Genomic DNA, 23,004 nt, shown 5'->3' on the forward strand with positions numbered 1-23,004 from the left:
CGGCTTAGCGTTCCAGCGCGTACTGGACCGTCAGGCTGATCGATGCGCTGACCTGGCCGGGTTCGACCGGGGGCGGCGCGGCGTCGGCCTTGAAGCGGGCGGCCATCAGCGGCATCGGCGCATTGCCGCCGCTGCTGCTTTCCGAGATCGAGACCAGCCGGGCCGAGCGATAGCCCGCCGCCTGGGCATAGAAATCGGCCTGGGCCTTGGCCGTCTTGAGCGCGGTGGCGCGGGCTTGTGCCTGCAAGGGGCTCGGATCCTCGACCGAGAAGCTCGGGCCGTTGATGTTGGTCGCGCCGGCCTGCACCAGCGTATCGAGCAGCGCGCCGACCTTCTTCACGTCGCGTACCTTGACGCTTAGCTGGTTCGACGCCTCATAGCCCAGGAAGCGCGGGCCGGACGGCTGGCCGTCGCGGTTGCTGTAGTCATATTGGGCGTTGAGGTTGATGCCGCTGGTCTGGATGTCGGCCTTGGCGATGCCGGCCTTGGCCAGCGCCGCGATCAGCCCGTCCATCTTGCTGGCATTGTCCTTCATCGCCTGGGCCGCGGTCGGGGCCTTGGTCTGGACGCCGGTGCCGATGGTCGCGACATCAGGCGCTGCCTCGACGCTTTCGGTGACGTTCAACGTCACCACCGGCGCGGTCTCGGCGATGGTGACGCTGGTCTGGGCAACAGCCGCGACAGGCAGTGCGGCGGCGCCGAGCGCCATCAGGGCGAGAGCGGATTTCATGGACATGGTCTCCTCTGTAAGTCCTGCACCCGTTTTTGGCCGGGGTGCGATGAATGGACGCTGTCCTGCGTTGAAAGCCGTCCGACAGCTTTCCGGTTCCACTCTTGCCCCGACGCCCGATAGGCCCTAGCTGCACCGCCATGGCAGCACCCATTCTCTCGTTCGAAAATCTCGGCCTCTCGCAGGGCAGCCACTGGCTGTTCCGGCATATCGACATCCATGTCGGCCAGCGCGACCGGCTGGCACTGATCGGGCGCAACGGCGCGGGCAAGACCACCTTGCTCAAGCTGATCGGAGGGCAGATCGAGGCGGATGAGGGCATTCGTTCGGTACAGCCGGGCGCGCGGGTGGTGACGCTGGAGCAGGATCCGGACGTCAGCGCCTTCAAGACGCTGCATGATTTCGCGCTGGCCGGCGCATTCGCGCCGCCCGCCCATGAGGTGGAGGCGATCGCCGACCAGCTGGGCATCGACCTGTCGCGCGAGGCCGCGACCGCGAGCGGCGGTGAGCGCCGCCGCGCCGCGATCGCCCGCGCCTTGGCCAGCGAACCCGACCTGCTGCTGCTGGACGAGCCGACCAACCATCTGGATATCGCGGCGATCGACTGGCTGGAAAGCTGGCTCGCCCGTTATACCGGCGCCTTCATCGTCATCAGCCATGACCGTGCCTTCCTGACCCGCCTGACCCGCCAGACCTTGTGGCTCGATCGCGGCCAGATGCGCCGCAACGAGATCGGCTTCGGTGGCTTCGAGGACTGGATGGAAGCGGTCTATGCCGAAGAGGCGCGCGCCGCCGAGAAGCTGGACGCCAAGCTCAAGATTGAGGCGCACTGGCTGGAGCGCGGCGTTACCGCCCGGCGCAAGCGCAACCAGGGGCGCCTGGCCAAGCTGTGGGAGATGCGCGCCCAGCGTGCCGCGATGCAGGGTCCGCAGGGCACCGCCAAGATCGCGGTGGCGAGCGACGACAGCAAGACCAAGAGCGTCATCAAGGCCGAGCATGTCACCAAGAATTTCGGTGACCGCACCATCATCAACGACTTTTCCTTGCGCGTGCAGCGTGGCGACCGGATCGGCATCGTCGGCGGCAATGGTGCGGGCAAGTCGACCTTGCTGAAGCTGCTGACCGGCGAACTGGCGCCCGACAGTGGCGCGGTGACGCTGGCCAAGACGCTGGACATGATCTTCATCGACCAGCAGCGTAGCCTGATGCAGGGCGACAAGAGCGTGCGCGACGTGCTGGCCGAAGGCGGCGACTGGATCGACGTGCGCGGCGTCCGCAAACATGTCCATGGCTATCTCAAGGACTTCCTGTTCGATCCCTCTCTGGCCGAGGCGAAGGTCGGCACCCTGTCCGGCGGCGAGCGTTCGCGTCTGCTGTTCGCGCGCGAATTTGCCCGCGAATCCAACCTTCTGGTGCTGGACGAGCCAACCAACGACCTCGACCTCGAAACGCTCGACCTGTTGCAGGAAGTGATCGCGGATTATGACGGCACGGTGCTGATCGTCAGCCACGACCGTGATTTCCTGGATCGCACCGTCACCGTGACGCTGGGCCTCGACGGATCGGGCAAGGTCGACGTGATCGTCGGCGGCTATGCCGACTGGATCGCCAAGCGCGACCCGCGCCGCGCGCCCAAGGCGGAGAAGAAGGAGGCTGCCGCCCCGCCACCGCCCAAGCCGGCCTCGACCAAGCTGACCTACAAGGATCAGCGCGACCTCGACCTGTTGCCCAAGAAGATCGAGGAACTGGAAGCGGCGATCGCCCGCGACGAGGAGGCGCTGGCCGATCCCGCGCTCTATACCCGCGATCCCAAGAAATTCGCCGCGCTGACCGCTGCGATCGAGAAGGCGCGCGCCGAGAAGGACGCGGCCGAGGAACGCTGGCTCGAACTGGCGGAGAAGGCCGAGGGGCTGGGCTGAACCCCTTGCGCTGCCCTCTGCATCTGATAGCCAACGGGCTGGATGATCTGACAGGGGGCTCCATCATATGACCACGCCGCGCGTCGAGCCGCCACGGCCGCATCATGCGGTCCATTATGTCAACCGGGTCGGCTGGCTGCGCGCGGCCGTGCTGGGCGCCAATGATGGGATTGTATCGACCGCCAGCCTGATGACCGGGATCGCCGCATCGGGCGCGACGGGCGAGTCCATATTATTGTCGGGTATTGCCGCCTTGGTGGCAGGTGCCATGTCGATGGCGGCGGGCGAATATGTTTCGGTGAGCGCCCAGTCGGATACCGAGCGTGCCGATCTCGCCAAGGAAAAAAAGGCGCTGGCGACGCAGCCTCATGCGGAATGGGAGGAGCTGCGCGACATTTATGTCGAGCGCGGGCTGGACCGGGACTTGGCTGGGCAGGTGGCTACCCAGTTGATGGCGACCGATCCGCTGGGCGCCCATGCCCGCGATGAACTGGGCATTTCCGACCTCAGCACGCCGCGCCCGGTGCAGGCAGGGCTGGCCTCGGCGGCAAGCTTCGCCTGTGGCGCCGCGCCACCGGTAGTCGCCGCAGCCATCGCGCCGTCGCTGGCCGGGATCAGCGTCGTGCCGGTGTCGCTGCTCTGCCTGTTGCTGCTGGGCTATGTCGGGGCGCGGCTGGGTGGTGCGCGGCCGGGGCGGTCGATGCTGCGTACCTTCTTCTGGGGCGCGCTGGCGATGGCTGTGACAGCTGCGGCGGGCCATCTTTTCGGCGCCGCCATATGATGGCAAGGTCCGCCGTCTGATATCCAAGGGAGACGATGCATGACCGCAATCCAGCAGATACCGCTCAAGACCATCAAGGGTGCCGACGCGACCCTGGCCGATTATGCCGGCAAGGTGGTGCTCGCGGTCAATGTCGCCTCCAAATGCGGGCTGACGCCGCAATATGAGGGGCTGGAAAAGCTCTATGCCGATTATCGGGACAAGGGGCTGGTGGTCGCGGGCTTCCCCGCCAATGATTTCGGCGCTCAGGAACCGGGCACCAATGACGAGATCGCCACCTTCTGCACCACCAATTTCGGCGTCGATTTCCCGATGTTCGAGAAGATTGTGGTCAGCGGGCCGGACAAGCATCCGCTCTATGCCGCACTGACGAGCGCCCTGCCGGAGGCGCAGGGCGATGGCGACAGCTTCCGTGAGCGGCTCAAGGGCTATGGCATGACGCCCAATCCGGTGCCGGAAATCCTGTGGAATTTCGAGAAGTTCGTGATCGCCAAGGATGGCAGCGTCGCGGCCCGTTTCGCGCCGACGACCGCGCCCGACGATCCGGCGCTGGTTGCCGTGATCGAGGCCGAACTGGCGAAATAAGCATCCGACGGGTGGCGTGTCTGCGCGCGCCACCCGTTCTATTTACGGCTGCCCCGGAGCAGCCCGTTTTTCCTTTGTTTCGGTGAAGTTACGAACCCATGCGACAGACTATTGTGAAGGCGGCGCTGTGCGGCGCGATGCTGCTGGCGACCACGGCACAGGCGGCGCTGAGCCCGGCCGAACAGAAGATCGGCGCCAGCGTCGATGCCGGTCATGAACCCGCGATCGCCCTCCTCGAAAAGATCGTGAACCAGAATAGCGGGTCGATGAATGTCGCCGGCGTCAAGGCGGTGGCCGACATGCTGCGTCCCGAGTTCGAGGCGCTTGGCTTCACCGTTAGCTGGAAGCCGATGGATCAGGTCAAGCGTGCCGGCCATTTCATCGCCGTGCATAAGGGCAAGGCGGGCACGACGAAGATGCTGCTGATCGGCCATCTCGACACGGTGTTCGAGCCGGACTCGCCGTTCCAGACCTTCAAGCGCGAGGGCGACTGGGCGGCCGGGCCGGGTGTCGGCGACGACAAGGGTGGGGTGGTGACGATGTTGCTCGCCCTGAAGGTGATGCAGGCGGCGGGCACGCTCAAGAACGCCAATATCGAGGTGGTACTGACCGGTGACGAGGAGGATTCGGGCGATCCGGTTTCGATCGCGCGCGCTGACCTGATCGCGGCCGGCAAGCGCGCCGACGTCGCGCTCGATTTCGAGGGGCTGAGCCGCGAGGACGGCAAGGATATGGGCTCGATCGCGCGCCGCTCCTCCAACAGTTGGACGCTGACCACCAGCGGCAAATCGGCGCACAGTTCGGGCATCTTCTCGGCCGCCGCCGGTGATGGCGCCGTCTATGAAATGGCGCGGATCATCACCGCTTTCCGCAAGGAATTGCCGGAGCCAAACCTGACCTTCAATGTCGGCCTGATCGGTGGCGGCCAGAGCGCGGACGTCGACAAGGACGGCGTGCGCATCGCCGTGACCGGCAAGACCAACATCATCCCGCCGATCGCGGTCGCCAAGGGCGATTTCCGCACGCTCAGCCAGGACCAGACCGAGCGGGTGCGGGCGAAGATGCAGGCAATTGTCGACAACGGCCATCTGCCCGGCACCGGTGCCAGCATCGCCTTTGATCTGGGCTATCCCTCCATGGCACCAACGGCGGGCAACCGCGCGCTGCTGGGCAAATTGAATGGCATCAACAAGGATCTGGGCCTGCCCGAAATGCCCGAGCTTGATCCGCTCAAGCGCGGCGCCGGCGATATCAGCTTCGTCGCGCAGGATGTCGACGGGCTGGTGGGTCTTGGCCTCGCCTCGACCGGCGACCATAGCCCGGCGGAAAAGGCGGACCTGTCCACCATGCCGCGCCAGGCCAAGCGGGCGGCCATATTGATGACCCGTTTGTCGGCCGAGAAAGGCCGGAAATGATCGACCCTCGGGCGCCGGCTTCCGCTGGCGCCCGATAGCGGCTACGGAAAGCCATGCTGCCGCCGACCCCGACGATCGCCACCCATATCGGACCCGTGCTGGAGGCGTTGAGCCTGATCGGCACGTTCGTCTTCGGGGCTTCCGGGGCATTGGCTGCCGCGCGCCTGCGCCAGACATTGGTGACCTTTGCCTTCTTCGCCCTGCTGACCGGGGTGGGCGGCGGCACGGTGCGCGACCTGCTGATCGATGCGCCGGTCTTCTGGATCCACGATCCGGCACCGTCGATTGTCTGCATGGCGGCCGCCATCACCGTCTGGATCACGCCGCGCCGCTGGTGGAGTGACCATGCGCTCGACTGGCTCGATGCGATCGGGCTGGCTGCCTTCGCGGTCTTTGGCGCGGCCAAGGCGATGAGCTTTGGCGTGCCGCCCTTTGTCGCGGGAATGATGGGCGTGGTCACCGGCTGCGTCGGCGGCATCATGCGCGACACGCTGGCGGGCGAGCCGTCGATCCTGTTGCGTCCCGAACTCTACGTCACAGCCGCGGCGTTCGCCTCCGGCCTGTTCGTGCTGCTGCGGCTGGCCGGGCTGGATGTGCCGGTCGCCGGCGTGATCGCGGCGCTGCTGGGATTTGGCCTGCGCGCGCTCGCGATCCGTCGGGGGCTGGGGTTGCCCGCCTATAAGGAGGCGGGCGAGTAATCGTCCTGCTTCGGGACCGTCACTTCCCGTTTCGATACTCCAGCGCCGGTCCCTTGTCGCCCAGCAGCGAGCGATAGACGAAATCCTTGCCGCGACGGCGATCCAGTTCGGCCTTGGCCTCCGCCAGCGTGTCCGGGCTCTGGAACAGTTGCGCGGCGGTCAGCGCCATCGCCTTGGCGGCGACGACCGCGCCCTTGGTGCCGACGCTGGTTCCGCTCGCGGCAACCGCCTGCCAACTGTGCGGCGGGGTGCCCGGCGCCCAGGTCGCCGCGACCATGCCGACCGTCGGCGTCGTGTAGCTGACATCGCCGACATCGGTGGAGGCGGGGGTCAGGCCGCCGCTGCTATAGGCTTCGACGCTGCCGTCGCCCATGCGCGTGCCCTTGGGGAAACTCGACTGGATCTGGGTGATGAAGGCCTGTTCCTGCGCATTATAGCTGGGCAGGGTCACCTGTTTCAGATTGTCATACATGACATGGCCCAGCGTGTCGTTGGGCAGCAGGTCGAAGGTGCCGCCGACCTGGTTGAACTCGACCGTGGTGCCGGTGCCCATGGCCGCGCCCTCGGCCGCCTTCTTCACCCGGTCCATGATGTCGGCGACCACCTGCTGATTGGGGTGGCGGACATAATAATAGACCTCGGCCGTGTCTGGCACGACATTGGGCGCCTTGCCGCCATCGGTGATGACATAATGGATGCGGGTTTCCTGCGGCACATGTTCGCGCATCATGTTGACCATCGCGTCCATCGCCTCGACCCCGTCGAGCGCGGAGCGGCCACGTTCGGGCGCGGCGGCGGCATGGGCGGCGGTGCCGTGGAAGCGGAACTTGCCGCTGATATTGGCGAGCGCGGTATTCTGCGACGCGCTGTTGCTGTCGGCGGCATGCCAGTGGATCATCGCCGACACGTCCTTGGTGAGGCCCGCGCGGACGATGAACACCTTGCCCGATCCGCCTTCCTCCGCCGGGGTGCCATAGAGGCGCAGTTCGCCCTTGATCTTGTGCGCGACCATCCAGTCCTTGGTTGCGATCGCGGCGGCGACCGAGGCGGCGCCGAACAGATTATGGCCGCAGCCATGGCCGGCAATACCCTCGATCGGCTTGCGCACCGGCTCGGCCGCCTGGGGCAGGCCGGGCAGCGCGTCATATTCGGCGAGCAGGCCGATCACCGGACCGTCGCCGGTCCTGAAGCGGGCGACGAAGGCGGTCGGCATGCCGGCGATCCCGGCCTCGACCGTGAAGCCGGCGGCCTTCAGCTGCTGCTGCAACAGCGCCGAACTCTTGGTCTCCTGAAAGCCGATTTCGGCATAGTTCCAGATCTGCAGCGCGTTCTTCGCCAGCGTGTCCGCGCCGCGATCGACATCCGCCATGATCGCCATCTTGTCGCCATCGGCCAGCGGCCCGGCCAGGGCGGGCGCCGATGCGCCGAGCGCGAGGAGGGCGAGGAAGGAGCGGGCGAAGCGTGACATGGATGGATCCCCTGGCTGCATGAAGCGGGGCGGTCAGCACCATCCCCCACTGGTGAAACGGCTTATCGATCAGGGCGATGGATACCACCATCACAAAAGTGAAATTTTTGATGGGGGAAATTTTCGGGCCTGCGTCTCCGACAATGAGAGGGTTTCCGGCCACGAGCCGGACGAGGGGACAACCTCAAAAGATCAGAGCCCATCCGAAGGGATCGGATGGCGGGAGCCAGGGGAAGACATATGGGTGTGTATCGGAACAAGGGAGCCTGCGCGGCGAGCCTGATCGCCATGGGTTGGGCCATGACCGCAGGCAGCGTATTGGCGCAGGACGCCGCCCCGGCGGCGGATGCGGCGGACGGCATCGTCGTCGTCGGTTCACAGATCAAGGGCGCCAAGATCAACGAGGCGCTGCCGGTCACGGTCGTATCGACCGACGAGATCAAGAGCGCGGCCGCCGTGTCGGGCGACGAACTGTTCCGTTCGATCCCGCAATTTGGCGACGTCCAGTTCAACAGCCAATATCTGCCCGGCAGCTCCAACGGCGCGCGCGGCGACGTCGGCTCGCTCGACCTGCGCAGCCTGGGCATCGGCAACACGCTGGTGCTGCTGAACGGCCGCCGTGTCGTCGCCCACCCGACCAGCCAGGCGAACGACCAGCTGGTGCCGGTGCTGAGCTACAACACCAATGCCATCCCGGTGAACGGGCTGGAGCGGCTGGAAGTGCTGCGCGACGGCGCGGCCGCCATTTACGGCGCGGACGCGGTGGCGGGTGTGGTCAACACCGTGCTCAAGACCGATTATCAGGGCGCCGAACTGTCGCTGCAATATGGCGGCGCGGAAGGCACCGGCCTGCGCGAGTTCAACGGCAATGGCGTGATCGGCACCAACTTCGCCGAAAATCGCGGCAACATCACCCTGTTCGGCAGCTATGATCATGGCACCGGCCTGGATTCGACCGAGCAATATTATACCGAGTCCTCCGACCGCCGTGGCCTGTTCGAAGGCACCGCGTTCGAAGGCTCGACCTCGCTTGATGGCCGGTCGACCACCACGCCCTTCGCCAACCTGCGCACCTATGGCAATGTGCCGGTGACCATCAACGGCACGTCCCTGACCAACGCGTCGGGCCAGTTCCACCTGCAGCCGACCAGCAGCACGGGCTGTGTCGCGGCGATCGGCAATGATCGCTGCATCCAGAATGGTGCGATGGCGACGGCGGGCGCGGACCGCGACCTTCGTTATGACTCGCTGGCGCAGGGCACGTCGATCATGCCGCGCCTCAACCGCCTGAACCTGTTCATGACCGGCCATTATGACATCAGCGACGATGTCACCTTCTTCGCCGAAGCCGGCTTCTATCGCAGCAAGACCAAGGCGCAGCAGAGCCCGGTCGCGACGCTGAGCTCGATCCCGATCTATGTGCCGGCAAGTAACTACTGGAACCCGCTGGGCCAGGCCGTGTTCGCCAACGGCACCGTCAATCCCAACCGCCTGGCCGGCACCAACGCCCCGGCCGAGGGTCTGCCGCTCACCATCAACAATTATCTGTTCGATGACTTCGGTCCGATGAACGTCACCGTGACCAACCAGCAATATCGCCTGCTGGCCGGCCTGCGCGGCGAGTTCAACGGCTTCAACTGGGAAAGCGCGGTCAGCTATTCCGAAGCCTGGGCCCGCGACGTCAGCGACAATATCAGCCGCACCAAGCTGCAGGAATATCTGTCGCTCTCGACCCCGGACGCCTATAATATCTTCGGCACGTCGGTGAACAGCCAGTCGACCATCGACGCGATGCGCGAGGAACTGGTCCGCTATACCAAGTCGACCCTGGCGACCTATGATTTCCGCATCTCCAAGAGCGACCTGTTCACCTTGCCGGGTGGTAATGTCGGCTTTGCCGCCGGTATCGAGGCGCGGCGCGAGACCCAGCTCGACGATCGCGATCCGCGCATCGACGGCACCATCACCTATACCGATCCGCTGACCGGCGCGGTCTCGGGCGACTTCGTCAACTCCGCGCTCAACAACGACACCAGCGGCCATCGCGAAGTGTTCGGCGCCTATGCGGAATTTGCCGTGCCGCTGGTTTCGCCGGAAATGGATATCCCGCTGGTGCGCAGCCTGGATCTCCAGCTGGCTGGCCGGTACGAACATTATAGCGATTTCGGCGATGTCGCCGTGCCCAAGATCGCCGGTGCCTGGGAAGTGGTGCGCGGCATCCGCTTCCGTGGTTCCTGGGCCAAGTCGTTCCGCGCCCCGAACCTGGAGCAGACCAACGCGACGGTCGTGACGCGCGCGAACAGCCGCACCGACTATATCATGTGCGAGGCGGACGTCCGCGCCGGCCGCATCACCGACTTCTCGCAATGTTCGCGGGCGCAGACCACCTCGGCCCGGCGCTCGGGTAACCCGGATCTCGATCCTGAACGGGCAAAGACCCTGTCCTTCGGCGTCGTGCTGGAGCCGCCGCTGCCCGACGGCATGGGCCATCTGACCTTCACCACCGACTGGTGGCGGGTGCGCCAGACCGGCCTGGTCGGCATCTTTGGCGAAGGCAATGCGCTGATCCTCGACTATCTGCTGCGCAAGCAGGGTTCGAGCAATCCGAACGTGATCCGCGCCGCGGCGACCGCTTCGGATGTCGAAGCCTTTGCCGGCACCGGCCTGACCCCGGCGGGCGAGGTTCTCTACGTCCTTGACCAATATACCAATTTGCAGCCGCAGACGGTGAAGGGCCTGGACTTCAACCTGACCTATCGCACGCCTGAAACCAGCGTCGGCAGCTTCAACTTCGCGGTCAATGCGTCGCACTTCCTGAAATATTATCAGGAACCCTCGCCGGGCATCGCCGAACTGCTGGCGGCGCAGGACGCGGGCGACATCGACGCCGCCGTCAACATCTCGGGCGGCCGCAGCCTGCTGCAGCTCGACCGCAAGCCCAAGTGGCGCGGTTCGGCCTCGCTCACCTGGTCGCTCAATAATGTGACGGTCGGCGCCTTCGCCCAATATACCGGCAAGGTCTATGACACCGGCCTGATCGACGCCGACGGCGATTACTGGACGGTCAAGGCGACCACCACGGCGAACCTCTATGGCCAGTATCGCTTCACCGAGGGATCGCTGAGCGGCACCAGCATGCGCATCGGTGTGCGCAACCTGTTCGACAAGGCGCCGCCGCTGTCGTCCAGTGGCTATCAGGGCCAGCTTTATTCGCCGCTGCGTCGCTATTGGTACTTGAACGTCAGCCACAAATTCTGATGCCTCCTGGGGCACCGGCCATTCGGCCGGTGCCCATTTTTTGCTTTCGGGACATGTTATTGATGAAATCGCTGCGCGCGCTGCCGCTTGTCGCCCTGATGATCCTGAGCGTGCCGGCCGGCACCGCGCTGGCCCAGCCGGCGCCGGCGGCAAGTCCGGCCCCGGCCAGCCTGTTCACGCTGGCGGGCGGGCAGAAGATCGTCCTGCCCAGGGCGGGCGCCAATGGCGTCATCGCCCGCTATCTCTACACCCCCTCGATCGCGGGCGGCCTGGGCGCGGCCGAGATCGGCCTCGATCGCGCGCGGCTCGGCGAGACGCAGGTGCTGCTGTTCCGCAAGGTCGGCAACAAGGTGCTGGCCGAGTTCGAGAATTACCGCTTCCGTGCGCTCGATGGCGACGCTGGCGAAGAACAGGCGGTTGCGCGCTCCTTCTCCAATTCGCCGATCTGGTCGGGCGATATTGTCAGCGAAGATGACAAGGGCATCACGCTCGACCTGTCCGGCCTGCTGATGCGCGATGCCTTTGACGTCGCCGGGCGGCTGAAGGCGACCAAGGCCGGCAATTTCAAGATTGCGCCGGCGCTGTCCTATGTCGATCCGGCGCAGAGCCTGGCCTTCCCGGACAATGTCGAGTTCGAGGCGGCGCTGACCTTCACCAGCGACGAGCCGGGACGCAGCATCGAGCGGGTGTTGCCCGATGCGCGCGGGCTGACGGTGCGGGTGCATCACAGCTTCATTCGCCTGCCCGACGATAATTTCCACACCCGCGCCCATGACCCGCGCACCGGCACGTCGGTGCAGGTCATCCGCAACAATTATGCCGCCGCGCTGGACGAGCCGATCGTCACCCGGCTGGTGCGCCGGTTCCGGCTGGAGAAGACCGATCCCAATGCCGCGCGTTCGGCGGTCAAGAAGCCGATCATCTTCTATGTCGACCGTGCCGCGCCGCAGGCGATCCGCGATGCGCTGAAGGAAGGTGCCCAATGGTGGGCGCAGGCGTTCGACGCGGCCGGCTTCGTCGACGCCTTCCGGGTGGAGGAACTGCCGGTCGGGGCCAATCCGATGGACGCGCGCTACAATGTCATCGCCTGGGTCCATCGCGAGACGCGCGGCTGGTCGACCGGCACCACCATCGTCGATCCGCGCAGCGGCGAAATCGTGCGCGGCGTGGTGCAGTTGGGATCGCTGCGTGCCTGGCAGGACAAGCTGATCTTCGAGGGGCTGGCCGGCGCAGCCAGGGAAGGCACCGGCGCCAGCGACGACCCGATCATGCTGGTCAAGGCGCGGCTGCGCCAGTTGGCCGTGCATGAGGTCGGCCATGCGCTGGGCCTGTCCCATAATTTCGCCGGTTCGACCTTCGAGAACCGGGCGTCGGTGATGGACTATCCCGCGCCGCGCATTGCCGTGCGGGACGGTGCACTCGACTTTTCCGACGCCTATGCCACCGGCGTCGGCGCCTGGGACAAGTTCGCGATCGACTGGCTCTATCGCCAGTTCCCGGCCGGCACCGACGAGAAGGGTGCGCTGGACGCCATGACCCGCGCGGTCCAGGCCAAGGGCTATCGCTTTGTCGCCGATGGTGACACACGCGGCGATGGCGATGCCCAGCCTTGGGGCAATATGTGGGATGACGGCACGGATGCCGCCGCGCAGCTGACCCATATCATGGATGTGCGCCGGATCGCGCTCGACCGCTTCGGCCTCGACAATCTGCCGGCCGGGGCGGCCGCCGCCGACCTGCGCCGGATGATCGTGCCGATCTACCTGTTCCACCGTTACCAGGTGACGGCCGCGTCGAAGCTGATCGGCGGGGTGGATTACAGCTATGCGGTAAAGGGCGATGGCCATGAGCAGGCGCTGCCGGTCGACGCCGCGCAGCAGCGGGCCGCGCTGCGCGCGCTGCTCGCGACGCTCGACCCCGCCGCGCTCGATCTGCCCGATCGCCTGTCACCTTTGCTGTCATCGATCCAGTCGGGCATGAGCGACCGCCAGACCGACATCGAACTGCTGCCCGGCCGCACCGCCGCCGCCTTCGACTGGGCGCGCGCGGCAGAAGTGGCGGCCGACGGCAGCTTCATCGCGATGCTGGCGCCCGAGCGGCTCAATCGGCTGGTGGCGCAGCATGCCGCCGATGCCGGCCAGCTGTCGCTCGACGAATATCTGGGCGCGATCGACGATCGGGTGATGGCTGCTGGGGCCATGGGCCGGCAGGCGGAAATCGCGCGGCAGGTCCGGGCCCGCTATGTCCTGCGCCTCATCAGCCTGGCCGACGACAAGCAATTGTCGTCGACCGCGATCGCCATCGTGCGAGCCCATATGGAGAGCCTGGCCGGGCGCCTCGGCAAGCGCGGCGCCGCCGCCGATGCCGCGCATAACCGCTATCTCGCCACAATGCTGACGGCCTCGCCCGAGGAGCGCGCCAAGCTGGCCGAGCCGATCGCGCCGCCGCCGCCGATCCCGCCGGGCGCGCCGATCGGCAGCGATGCCGAATGCTGGTTCTGCATGCCGGCGGTGCCGGCGACCGAAGAATAATCATTGCCTTTGAGGGGGAAGTCCCATGCGTAAATCTGTTGTTACTGCTCTGCTGGCCTCGGCCATCGCCCTGCCGATCGCGCTGCATTCCGCCGCCTCCGTCTCGGCCCCGGCCGATGGCGGCACGGTCGCCATCGTCGGCGCGACCATTTTCGACGGCACCGGCGCGGCGCCCGGCACCGTGCTGATCCAGGATGGCCGCATCACCGCCGTCGGCGCCGATGTGAAGGTGCCGCGCGGCGCCAGTGTCATCAACGCCAAGGGCAAGGCGCTGCTGCCCGGCTTCTTCGACGTCCATACCCACTGGACCGCCGGCGGCAACCCCAGCACTTTCCCGCAGATCGCCAATGCCTATGTCGCGGCCGGCGTGACCACGGTGAATGATTTCAACGAGGCGCCCGAGGCGTTCGCGCCGCTGCGCGCCTGGCTGGGCCAGATGAACGCGCCCCATGTCCGCTTCGCCGCGCGCATCAGCACGCCCGGCGGCCATGGCGCCGACTGGGCCGATCAGGCGACCACCATCTGGGTCAACACCCCCGGTGCCGGCAAGGCCGCGATCGAAAGCCTGGTGCCCTATCAGCCCGATCTGGTGAAGATCTTCTCCGATGGCTGGCGCTATGGCGTGTCGCCCGACAATACCAGCATGGACGAATGGACGCTGAAGGCCACGGTCGAGGCGGCCCATGTCCAGAACTGGCCGGTGCTGACCCACACCGTCACCGTCGATCGCGGCCTGGTCGCGGCGCGGGCGGGCGTGGATTCGCTGGCCCATGGCCTGCAGGACCGGCCGATCACCGCCGAGGAAGTCGCCGCGATCAAGCAGAGCGGCATGGCGATGGCGCCGACGCTGGCGGTCTATGATCCCTATAAGCGCGGCGACGTGAAGGCGGACGATCCGCGCCTGAAGCAGACCTTCCGCAAGTTCGGCTTTGCGCTGGGCAATGTGAAGGCGCTGTTCGATGCCGGCGTGCCGATCGCGCTGGGCACCGATGCGGGCATGCCGGGCACGCCGCATGGTCCGTCGACCCTGCACGAGATGGAATTGCTGGTGCAGGCCGGGCTGACGCCGAGCCAGGCGCTGGTCGCCGGCACCCAGACCAGCGCGAAGATCATGCGCATCGATGCCGATCGCGGCACCATCGCGGTCGGCAAGCGCGCCGACATCGTGCTGATCGACGGCACGCCCTGGACCAACATCAAGGATGTCTACAAGGTCTCGCAGGTGCTGATCGACGGCAAGCTGGCCTTTGGCGCCGGCGCCCCGGCGCTGCCCGCCGCCAACAAGACCGACCGTCTGCCCTCGATCAGCGTGCCTGCGCTGATCGACGATTTCGAGCGCGACGATCGCCGCTCGTCGATCGACACGCTGCGCGTCGATACGCCGGATGGCGGCATCGATCGGTCGGTCGAGATCACCCAGACGGTGCCGCGCGATGAGGGCGGCAAGGCGCTGTCGCTGTCGGCGCGCATGGCGGTCAAGGAAGCGGCCTATGCCGGCTTTGCCATTCCGCTGAGCCGCGGGTCGATCACGCCGGCGAAGATCAGCGGTTACAAGGGCCTGCGGTTCGAGCTGAAGGGCGACGGCGCCTACACCGTTCGCCTGAACGGCCTGGACGGCGTCTGGGAAGCGCAGGTGCAGGGCGGCGCCGGCTGGGCTGCGGTCGAGGTGCCGTTCAGCCAGTTCAAGCCGGTCGAGCGGCGCGGCAAGACTGGCCCGGCCTTCACTGGCGACGGCATCACCCAGGTCGAGTTCGGCGGATCGCGCGGTCCCGGCAAGCGCATGTGGTTGCAGATCGACAATGTCCGCTTCTACTAAGGGCTGACGGCCTATTTCAAAGGGCGCGATCGAGCATCGCGCCCTTTCCTCTTTCTGCCCGCTTACGACCAGATATCTGGAGAGATTGCATGAAACCCCATTGGCTTTTCCTGTCGGGCGCGCTGCTGTTGCAGGCCGTGCCTGCCTTGGCCCAGACCAGCACGCCGACCCCGCCCGAACGCTTCTTCAAGCAGCCGCCGGGGACCGACTATTATCTCGCCAATTACAGCGAATATGAGGCCTATCTCCAGAAGCTGGCGACCCAAAGCGACCGGATGAAGCTGGTCGACATCGGCAAGAGCGCGGAAGGGCGCAGCCAGTGGATGGCGATCGTCTCCTCGCCCGCGAACCTCGCCAAGCTGGACGAGTATCGCGCCATTGCCGAGAAGCTGGCCCGCGCCCATGGCGTGGACGAGGCGCAGGCGCGCGCGCTGGCGGCGCAGGGCAAGGCGGTGGTCTGGATCGACGCGGGCATGCACGCGACCGAAACGGTGACGTCGCAGGGGCAGATCCAGGTGCTCTACCGGATGCTGACCCAGTCGGACCCGGAAACGATGCGCATGCTGGACGACTGCATCATCCTGTTCGCGCATGACAATCCCGACGGCATGGAACTGGTCGCCAACTGGTATATGCGGTCGGCCGATCCCAAGAAGCGCGAGATGGCGACGCTGCCGCGCCTCTACCAGAAATATATCGGCCACGATAATAACCGCGACAGCTTCATGGCGGCGATGCCCGAGACCGAGAATGTCAATCGGGTGCTGTTCCGCCAATGGTATCCGCAGATCGTCTATAACCAGCATCAGACCGGGCCGGAGGGCATGGTGGTGTTCGTGCCGCCGTTCCGCGATCCGTTCAATTTCAATTATGACCCGATCGTCATGGCGCAGCTGAACGAAGTCGGCTTCGCGATGCATTCGCGCCTGATTTCCGAAGGCAAGGCCGGGTCGGGCACGCGCAGCGCGGCGCCCTATTCGACCTGGCACAATGGCATGGAACGATCGGTCGCCTATTTCCACAACAGCATCGGCCTGCTGACCGAGATTATCGGCGGGCCGACCCCGGCGAAAATCCCGCTGGTGCCATCGACCCAGTTGCCACGCGGCGACGAGATGATGCCGATCGGCCCGCGCGACTGGCATTTGCAGGATTCGCTCGACTATCAGTGGACGCTGGACCGCGCCGTCATCGACTATGCCTCGCGCAATCGCGAGCGGCTGTTGTTCAACATCTGGAAGATGGGCGCCAACAGCATCGAGAAGGGCAGCAAGGACAGCTGGACCATCACCCCGTCCAAGGTCGACCGGCTGGCCAATGCCAAGGCGCTGGACGAAGGGCGCGGCCCCAAGAAGGTCGATCCCGGCCTCTATAAGACGATGCTGCAGGCCCCGGCCGAGCGCGATCCGCGCGCCTATATCATCCCCGCCGACCAGCGCGACATGCCGACCGCGATCGCCTTCCTCAACGCGCTCATCAAGAATGGCGTCGAGGTGGAGCGGGCCGACGCGCCGTTCCAGGCGGGCGGGAAAAGCTATGCCGCCGGCTCCTATATCGTGCGCACCGATCAGGCCTATCGCCCGCATGTGATCGACATGTTCGAGCCGCAGGACCATCCGCATGACACGGATTTCCCCGGTGGTCCGCCCAAGGCCCCCTATGACATTACCGGCTATACTTTGGCCTATCAGATGGGGATCGGCTTCGACCGGCTGCTCGACGGGCTGGACCAGCATTTCACCCCGGTGCCCGATCTGCTGGCGCCGCCGCCCGGCCGGATCGTGGGGCAGGGCAAGGCGGGCTGGATCGTCGGCCATGAAAGCAACAACAGCTTCATCCTGACCAACCGCCTGTTGAAGGCCGGCGTGCGTCCGGCCTGGTTGAAGCAGGCGGTGAGCGCCGATGGCGAGGCGATGCAGGCCGGCGCGATCTGGATCCCGGCATCGGCCGGCGCGCAGAAGATCGTCGGCGACGCGGTGACGCAGCTGGGCCTGACCGCCCATGCGCTCGACGCCGCGCCGCAGGGCGAGCGCATTGCGCTCAAACCCCTGCGCATCGGCCTGGTCGATCGTTATGGCGGCAATATCCCGACCGGCTGGACCCGCTTCCTGCTGGAGAAGTTCGAATTCCCCTTCGCGCCGGTCTATGCCAAGCGTCTGGATGCGGGCAATCTGGCCAAGGACTATGATGTGCTGCTGTTCGCCGACGGCGCACTGCCGCCGAGCGGTGCCTGGGGAACGGCCCGCGCTGGCAAGCAGCCGGACGTCAAGGACATACCGGCCGAGTTCGTACCTATGCTGGGCGATCTCACCGACGCCAAGACGGTGCCGGCGGTCGCGGACTTCGCCCGCAATGGCGGCGCGGTGGTGGCGATCGGCAATTCGGCCCGCTTTATCGACCTGCTCGGCACGCCGCTGAAGCCCGCGCTGGCACGGGAAGTGGAGGGGGCGATGAAGCCGCTCGACACCAAGAGCTTCTTCATCCCCGGATCGATCCTGCGCGCGCGCGTCGATAACCGCCAGCCGCTGGCCTATGGCCTGCCCGACCAGGTGGACATGTTCTTCAACCGCTCGCAGACCTTCGTGACGGCGAATGCCACCCCCTATGGCCAGGTGTCCTGGTTCGAGGGCCGCGACCTGCTGCGCAGCGGCTGGGCCGTGGGACAGGAGAAGCTGGCCGGCACGATCGCCGTCGCCGATGTCGATGTCGGCAAGGGCAAGCTGCTGGTGATGGGGCCGGAAGTGGCGCAGCGCGCCCAATCCTATGGCACGTTCAAATTCCTGTTCAACGCGCTGCTCTATGGCGCGGCCGATCGGAAATAAGGAAAGGAGCGGGGCGTCATCGGACGCCCCGTTTTTTTGGATCAGCCCCGGACGGCGCAGTCGCCGGGGATGATCTGGTCGCCGCGGGTCAGGACGATCCGGTCGGCGCTACGTGCTACATGCACCAGCCCCTGTTGCTCCAGCGCTTCGGCCAGGCCATCGGCATTGTCGATGTCGAACACACCGCTGATGGCGATATGCGCGGCATCCTCCCTCACCTCCAGCCGGCCCGAGCCATAGCGGTTCATTTCCGCCGCGACGTCCGACAGGCAGCGGCCGGTGAAGACGATGCGGCCGTCGCGCCAGGCGCTTTCGCGGGTCACGTCGACCGGGTCGACCGAAACGCTCTGATCCTTCTGGGTCAGGCGCATGCCGGCGGGCAACAGGGTGGCGCGGCTGCCATTGTGGGTTGCCGCAGCCGTCACGACGCGGACAAGCCCCTCGGTGGTGGTCACCTGTTCCCGGCCCGAAAGGCGCGACACGTCGAAGGCGGTGCCGACCGCCGTGGCCGTGAGCTTGCCGGCCGATACGCTGAAGGGGCGGCTCTTGTCCTTCTGAACGGCGAAATAGGCGCGGCCCGTCTCCAGCGCGACCGCCCGCTTGTCGGTGGAGAAGGCGAAGCGGATCGCACTGTCGGCGTCCAGGATCACGCGCGAACCATCGGGCAGCTGGATATTGCGGCGGCGGCCGGCCGGGCTGAACAGGCGCGTGCCCGCAGCCTGCGCCACCTGTTCGCCGGACAGGGCAGGGGGCACGGGATGCTCGGCGGGGCGGCTGGTGAACCAGAGCGTCGCCGGCACTGCCAGCAGCGCGGTCAGCGAGGCTGCCAGCAAGGCCGCGCGCCACGGGCGGCGGTCGGCCGAGGGGGCGGAGGCTTCGGTCTGGCGCGCCTGCATCTGGGCGAGCATCGCCGCGATCGCATCATCTGGCTCCGCAGCGCCGGCGACGTCCCAGCCGCGCTCGACCGCGTCCATGGCCGCGCGATGCGCCGGGGCCGCGTCGCACCAGGCGGCGATCGCCGCCCGCTCGGCGGATGTCGCCGTGCCGGACTGCAACCGCGCCCAATGGGCGGCGGCGATGTCGAAGGGGTCGTCCCCGTCCTGGGTCATGAAGTGACCGCTATCCTATCGTGCCATGTGCCGGGCGATATGCGCGACGGCCTTGACGACATGTTTCTCGATCGCGCTCACCGAAATGCCCAGCCTTTCCGCAATATCGCCATAGGCCAGCCCTTCGTAGCGCCGCATCAGGAAGATGTCGCGGGTCCGTTCCGGCAGCTCTTCCAGCGCGCGGACGACCTGGGCGATCTCTTCCCTTGCCTGTAAGACGCGGTCGGCGGTCCGTTCCTCAGCAGGATGATCCTTTTCCGTCAGTTCATCATGCCCCTTGGCATGACGGACCTGATCGCGCCGCGCCTGATCGCGCAATACGCTGGATGCGGTGCGGAAGATATAGCCTTCCAGATTGTCGATGCCGTCGGGCGACTGGCGCACATGCATGCGCAGCATCACGTCCTGCACCAGGTCGTCAACGATATGGGCGCTGGTGACGCGGCGGGCGAAATAGCGGCGCAGCGCCGGGATATAGGCGGAATAGTCGGTCGCCCTGTTTTCCACCCCGCCCGGTTGCGGCAACGACGATCCTGATAGACGGTTCAACCCCGAAACCCCTTGTCCGCGCTTTCAAACCCCTTGCGGGCCGCCCCGGCGACCCGCATCACCAATGCCGGTCCCAGCTCAGCAGGATCGATCGCGGTCCTGAACTGAACGTTTGACCGACCCCATATCCGTTAGTCACCGCGCGCAAATTCGCGACGCGGTTGAAAATATTGCGCGCCCGCAGCGACAGGCTGGTCCGTTCCCGGTGCCAACTGACCCCCGCGCCGAACAGCGAGAAGCTCGACGTTTCGACGAAATCGGGATCGTCGCGGGTGAAGGTGGACCAGGAACCCGACTGATATTGCCAGTCGCCCTCGACCGTCAGCTGGCCATGGCTGCCGACCGACCAGCTGCGCGCCAGGCCGGCCTGCAACCGGCGATGCGGCACGAAGGGGATGCTGTCGCCCTTGTCGGCGCCGCCGACCAGCGGCGCGGCGTCGGACACGCGGGTCAGGTCGGCGCGGATCAGGCTGGCCTCCAGTCGGGCGGTGAGACCCGGCAGCGGCCGGGCGACCAGTTCGAACTCGGTGCCCAGGATCATCGCATTGCCGACATTGACCAGATAGGCATGCGAGCGATTTTCCGACAGCGCCCGATACTGCATGTCGCGCCAGTCGTTCATATAGGCGGTCAGCGTCATCTCGCTGTCGCGCCAGAGATGCAGGTTGAAGCCGAGTTCCGCGCCCCACAGGCTGTCGCCATCATAGGTGCGGCGATCGGGCAGCAATACCGAAGCCGTATTGACCCCGCCCGGCCGGATGCTGCGCGTCAGCTGGGTATGCCAGCTGGCGCCCGGCGCGATCGGCAGGTCGATATGGACGCGGGTGCTGAGCCCGCCCGAGCGGCTGACGGTGCGCGGCCAGGAGTCGATCGATCCGCTGAGCAGGTTAGGCACGACCACGTCATTCTGCGATGCGACGCGATAATCATCATAGCGCAGGCCGAGCGAAACCAGCAGGTCGTCCTCGCGATAGGAGAGCGTCCCGAACAGCGCCGCCTGGTCGCGGCTGATCGCCAGCCGGCGCGCGCCGAATAGTTCGCCGGTCACATCGGGATCGCCGCTGTAGGAGGAGAGTTCGCTGCGCAGCCGCTCGCTCCGATGGTCGATCAGCACGCCCGCCACCCAGCCCAGCCCATGGGCATTGTCACGGCCCAGGCGCAATTCCTGCAGGATGCGGGTCGACACGATCGGAATATGCAGCAGCGACGGCGCGAGGCCGGCGGCATAATCGGCGAACTGCTGCGTCTGCGCCGGATCGCAGGACGGACTGTCGAGCCCGAAATAGCGTTGGCAGGCTTCGGGATCCTGCCCCTGCAACAAGGTGGCGTTGGTCCGATCATAACGCCGGTCGAGCGACCAGCGATAGGCGGCGGTGATGCTGGTCAGGCGGACCGGACCGCCGCCATAGCCGATCTTGAGCCGCCCCATCAGGAAGTCATGGGTGGTGGGCGCGGCGAAATAGCGATCGGTGCGATAGGGGCCGAGCGACTGGAACCAGGAGGAGGCATCGGCGATGCGGCGATGCTGCCAGGTGAGCAGCGCCGATATGTCGAGATCGGGCTGCGGCACGATCCGCGCGATCAGGCGCAGCCCCGATATGTCGTCGTCATTGACGTTGCGCGCGCCGGTGCGGACATTGTCGACATAGCCGCCGGCGCGGCTGGCATAGGCGGTCGCGCGCAGGGCCGCGCGCTGGCCCAGCGGAATATTGAGCGTGGAGGAAGCCGACAGGTCGGGCTCGCCGCCCTGCTGCATGCCCAGGCCCAGGCTGGCGCCGCCGCCCCATTGGCCCAGATGCGGTTCTTCCGGCGCGATCTCGATCTCGCCCGCGAGCGCGCCGACGCCATGTTCGGCGCTGCGTGCGGTGCGCGCGATGCGGACCTGCGCCACGTCGACCAGCGACAGGTCGCTGGTCGTGCGCGCGGCATCGCTGCCGGTGCCTGACGGGCCGGCGATCGGCACATCACCGAAATAGACCAGGGTGGTGGATTCCCCCGCCATGCCGACGCCGCGCACGACCAGCGCGCGCTGGCCGGCATTGCCCGGTTCGCTGCTGATGCCGGGACTGGCTTCGACCAGGGCGGCAATACCCGCCGCGCTGGGGCGCAGCCGCAGGTCGCCGGCAAAGCTGACCGGATCGGTGCGACGCTGCGCGGTGACGATCAGCGGGCGGGCCAGGGGCAGGGGGGATGGAGAGGCGGCGGCGGCAATGTCGGTCGTGCTGCGGACCGGGGAGGCCGGTTCGATCAGGATGACATGGGCATCCGTCTCCCGAAAGGTCAGGCCGCTGCCCTTGAGCAGCCGCCGCAGCGCGCTCGAAAAGGGCATGGTGCCCGATAGCCGGTGCGATGTGGTCGAACCGGCAAGGGCGGAGGGGAAGACGATCTGCCGGCCGGCCTGCAAGGCGAGCTGCTGGATCGCGGTTTCCAGCTTCTGACGGGGTATATCGAAGGAGGTGTCAGTGCCATTGCGGGCGAATGCCGGGGCGGGGATGAGGGGCAGGGCCACGAATAGGGGCGCGCCGATTGTCGCGATCCGGCGCAGCGCATGCCGCCCCGGCCGCGCGACACCGGCTCTTCTGCACCTTCGTATCACGGACACGCCTTATTCTTCCGACCCGATGTCCAGAACGAGCGACCCCCCACTTTCCATCACGGAATATCCGGTGTCGCGACGGGAGATTGCGCAAATTGTGCAAAGATCATGAACTATCCCCAGGACGCGACGCCGGTTTCCGACGCTGCTGTCCCGTCAATGTGGAAGGAAGTGCATGACGTCGTCGTCTTTGCGGAAGCGAGGGCGATGGGATCGCGGCCGGATTGCTATCCGAAAGGGGGAGGCGCGTGAATTAAGTTATTCTGTTCCTTCTACAAGTCGGCCTCGTAGCGCAGCCTCCAGGGCATACAGGTGGGCCGTTGCGCGGTGATTTTTGTTTTTGGTTCATTTTTTGCGAGAAAGGTGTTGACGGGTTCGTCTGACGCGCCTAGATGCCACTCCACCGACGCGGTGATGACCAACGGTTTTCGCCACGCACGGTCGCCAACATAGCAGGACAGTATGTCCCCCGATAGAGATAGCGGGGAACGATCACTGTCCGCTTCGATGTTTGGACGGCTCTTTGACATTGTGATTTAGATGAAGGGACATGTGGGCGGCGGCCCTGGGTTCTTACGGCTTTCAGGCGTAGGGATTCAGATAAATTTAGGCCGTTCCTATATGTCTCGATATATTCCACTAGAATATATTGTGCAGGAATGGCTCCTGAAAATGAGCGGTTCTGTTTGGGCTTATTCCGCCTGGATAGAATCGGACATCAAACTTG

The 23,004-nt window shown here is 66.1% G+C and carries 16 protein-coding genes; 11 read left to right on the forward strand and 5 right to left on the reverse strand.

Annotated features, from left to right (window positions below):
* Nucleotides 1-4: 4 nt before the first annotated feature.
* Nucleotides 5-730 (reverse strand): SIMPL domain-containing protein, encoded by a 726-nt coding sequence (locus BRX37_RS10500; RefSeq protein ID WP_125986797.1) that lies wholly within the window; start codon nt 728-730, stop codon nt 5-7.
* Between the two features lie 140 nt (nt 731-870).
* On the opposite strand from BRX37_RS10500, the gene BRX37_RS10505 reads away from it, so the two are divergent.
* The 5 genes from BRX37_RS10505 to BRX37_RS10525 all read left to right on the forward strand — a co-directional run bounded on the left by BRX37_RS10505 (nt 871) and on the right by BRX37_RS10525 (nt 6,128).
* Nucleotides 871-2,649 (forward strand): ABC-F family ATP-binding cassette domain-containing protein, encoded by a 1,779-nt coding sequence (locus tag BRX37_RS10505; protein ID WP_125986799.1) that lies wholly within the window; start codon nt 871-873, stop codon nt 2,647-2,649.
* Nucleotides 2,650-2,716: 67 nt separating this feature from the next.
* Nucleotides 2,717-3,430, forward strand: a complete 714-nt coding sequence (locus BRX37_RS10510; protein ID WP_097383550.1) for a VIT1/CCC1 transporter family protein — start codon at nt 2,717-2,719, stop codon at nt 3,428-3,430.
* Between the two features lie 39 nt (nt 3,431-3,469).
* Entirely contained in the window at nt 3,470-4,015 is a 546-nt protein-coding gene (locus tag BRX37_RS10515; protein ID WP_125986801.1) for a glutathione peroxidase, read from the forward strand.
* 98 nt (nt 4,016-4,113) lie between these two features.
* Nucleotides 4,114-5,430 carry a M20/M25/M40 family metallo-hydrolase gene (locus tag BRX37_RS10520; protein ID WP_125986803.1) on the forward strand — a complete coding sequence of 439 codons (1,317 nt, stop codon included), beginning with the start codon at nt 4,114-4,116 and terminating at the stop codon, nt 5,428-5,430.
* A 53-nt stretch (nt 5,431-5,483) separates the two neighbouring features.
* Nucleotides 5,484-6,128 (forward strand): trimeric intracellular cation channel family protein, encoded by a 645-nt coding sequence (locus BRX37_RS10525; RefSeq protein WP_004207533.1) that lies wholly within the window; start codon nt 5,484-5,486, stop codon nt 6,126-6,128.
* A 19-nt stretch (nt 6,129-6,147) separates the two neighbouring features.
* On the opposite strand, the gene BRX37_RS10530 is transcribed toward BRX37_RS10525, so the two are convergent.
* On the reverse strand, nt 6,148-7,596 hold the full coding sequence (locus BRX37_RS10530) for an amidohydrolase (RefSeq protein WP_010336076.1): 1,449 nt from the start codon (nt 7,594-7,596) through the stop codon (nt 6,148-6,150).
* Nucleotides 7,597-7,896: 300 nt separating this feature from the next.
* Between BRX37_RS10530 and BRX37_RS10535 the strand changes: the two genes are divergently transcribed.
* The 4 genes from BRX37_RS10535 to BRX37_RS10550 all read left to right on the forward strand — a co-directional run bounded on the left by BRX37_RS10535 (nt 7,897) and on the right by BRX37_RS10550 (nt 18,023).
* Nucleotides 7,897-10,854: a TonB-dependent receptor domain-containing protein gene (locus BRX37_RS10535; RefSeq protein ID WP_486056625.1), complete on the forward strand. Its 2,958-nt coding sequence runs from the start codon at nt 7,897-7,899 to the stop codon at nt 10,852-10,854.
* Between the two features lie 62 nt (nt 10,855-10,916).
* Complete coding sequence (locus BRX37_RS10540) at nt 10,917-13,385, forward strand: zinc-dependent metalloprotease (protein WP_125986807.1); 2,469 nt, start codon at nt 10,917-10,919, stop codon at nt 13,383-13,385.
* Nucleotides 13,386-13,410: 25 nt separating this feature from the next.
* On the forward strand, nt 13,411-15,201 hold the full coding sequence (locus BRX37_RS10545; protein WP_125986809.1) for a CIA30 family protein: 1,791 nt from the start codon (nt 13,411-13,413) through the stop codon (nt 15,199-15,201).
* A gap of 89 nt (nt 15,202-15,290) precedes the next feature.
* Nucleotides 15,291-18,023 (forward strand): M14 family metallopeptidase, encoded by a 2,733-nt coding sequence (locus tag BRX37_RS10550; protein ID WP_125986811.1) that lies wholly within the window; start codon nt 15,291-15,293, stop codon nt 18,021-18,023.
* 41 nt (nt 18,024-18,064) lie between these two features.
* Here BRX37_RS10550 and BRX37_RS10555 read toward each other — a convergent pair whose 3' ends face one another.
* The 3 genes from BRX37_RS10555 to BRX37_RS10565 all read right to left on the reverse strand — a co-directional run bounded on the left by BRX37_RS10555 (nt 18,065) and on the right by BRX37_RS10565 (nt 22,190).
* Nucleotides 18,065-19,132 (reverse strand): FecR family protein, encoded by a 1,068-nt coding sequence (locus tag BRX37_RS10555; protein ID WP_125986813.1) that lies wholly within the window; start codon nt 19,130-19,132, stop codon nt 18,065-18,067.
* Between the two features lie 15 nt (nt 19,133-19,147).
* Entirely contained in the window at nt 19,148-19,657 is a 510-nt protein-coding gene (locus BRX37_RS10560) for an RNA polymerase sigma factor (RefSeq protein ID WP_125986833.1), read from the reverse strand.
* Nucleotides 19,658-19,739: 82 nt separating this feature from the next.
* The gene (locus BRX37_RS10565; RefSeq protein ID WP_318276663.1) at nt 19,740-22,190 is read right to left on the reverse strand and encodes a TonB-dependent receptor domain-containing protein; all 2,451 of its coding nucleotides are present in this window, start codon (nt 22,188-22,190) and stop codon (nt 19,740-19,742) included.
* 195 nt (nt 22,191-22,385) lie between these two features.
* On the opposite strand from BRX37_RS10565, the gene BRX37_RS26720 reads away from it, so the two are divergent.
* A complete protein-coding gene (locus tag BRX37_RS26720; RefSeq protein WP_164522448.1) occupies nt 22,386-22,529 on the forward strand; it encodes a hypothetical protein in 144 nt (47 codons plus the stop codon).
* A 288-nt stretch (nt 22,530-22,817) separates the two neighbouring features.
* On the forward strand, nt 22,818-23,004 hold a 187-nt coding region (locus BRX37_RS27080), incomplete at its 3' end, for a hypothetical protein (protein WP_206434151.1).

This window comes from Sphingomonas sp. S-NIH.Pt3_0716, assembly GCF_003950715.1.
Classification (GTDB): Bacteria; Pseudomonadota; Alphaproteobacteria; order Sphingomonadales; family Sphingomonadaceae; genus Sphingobium; species Sphingobium yanoikuyae_A.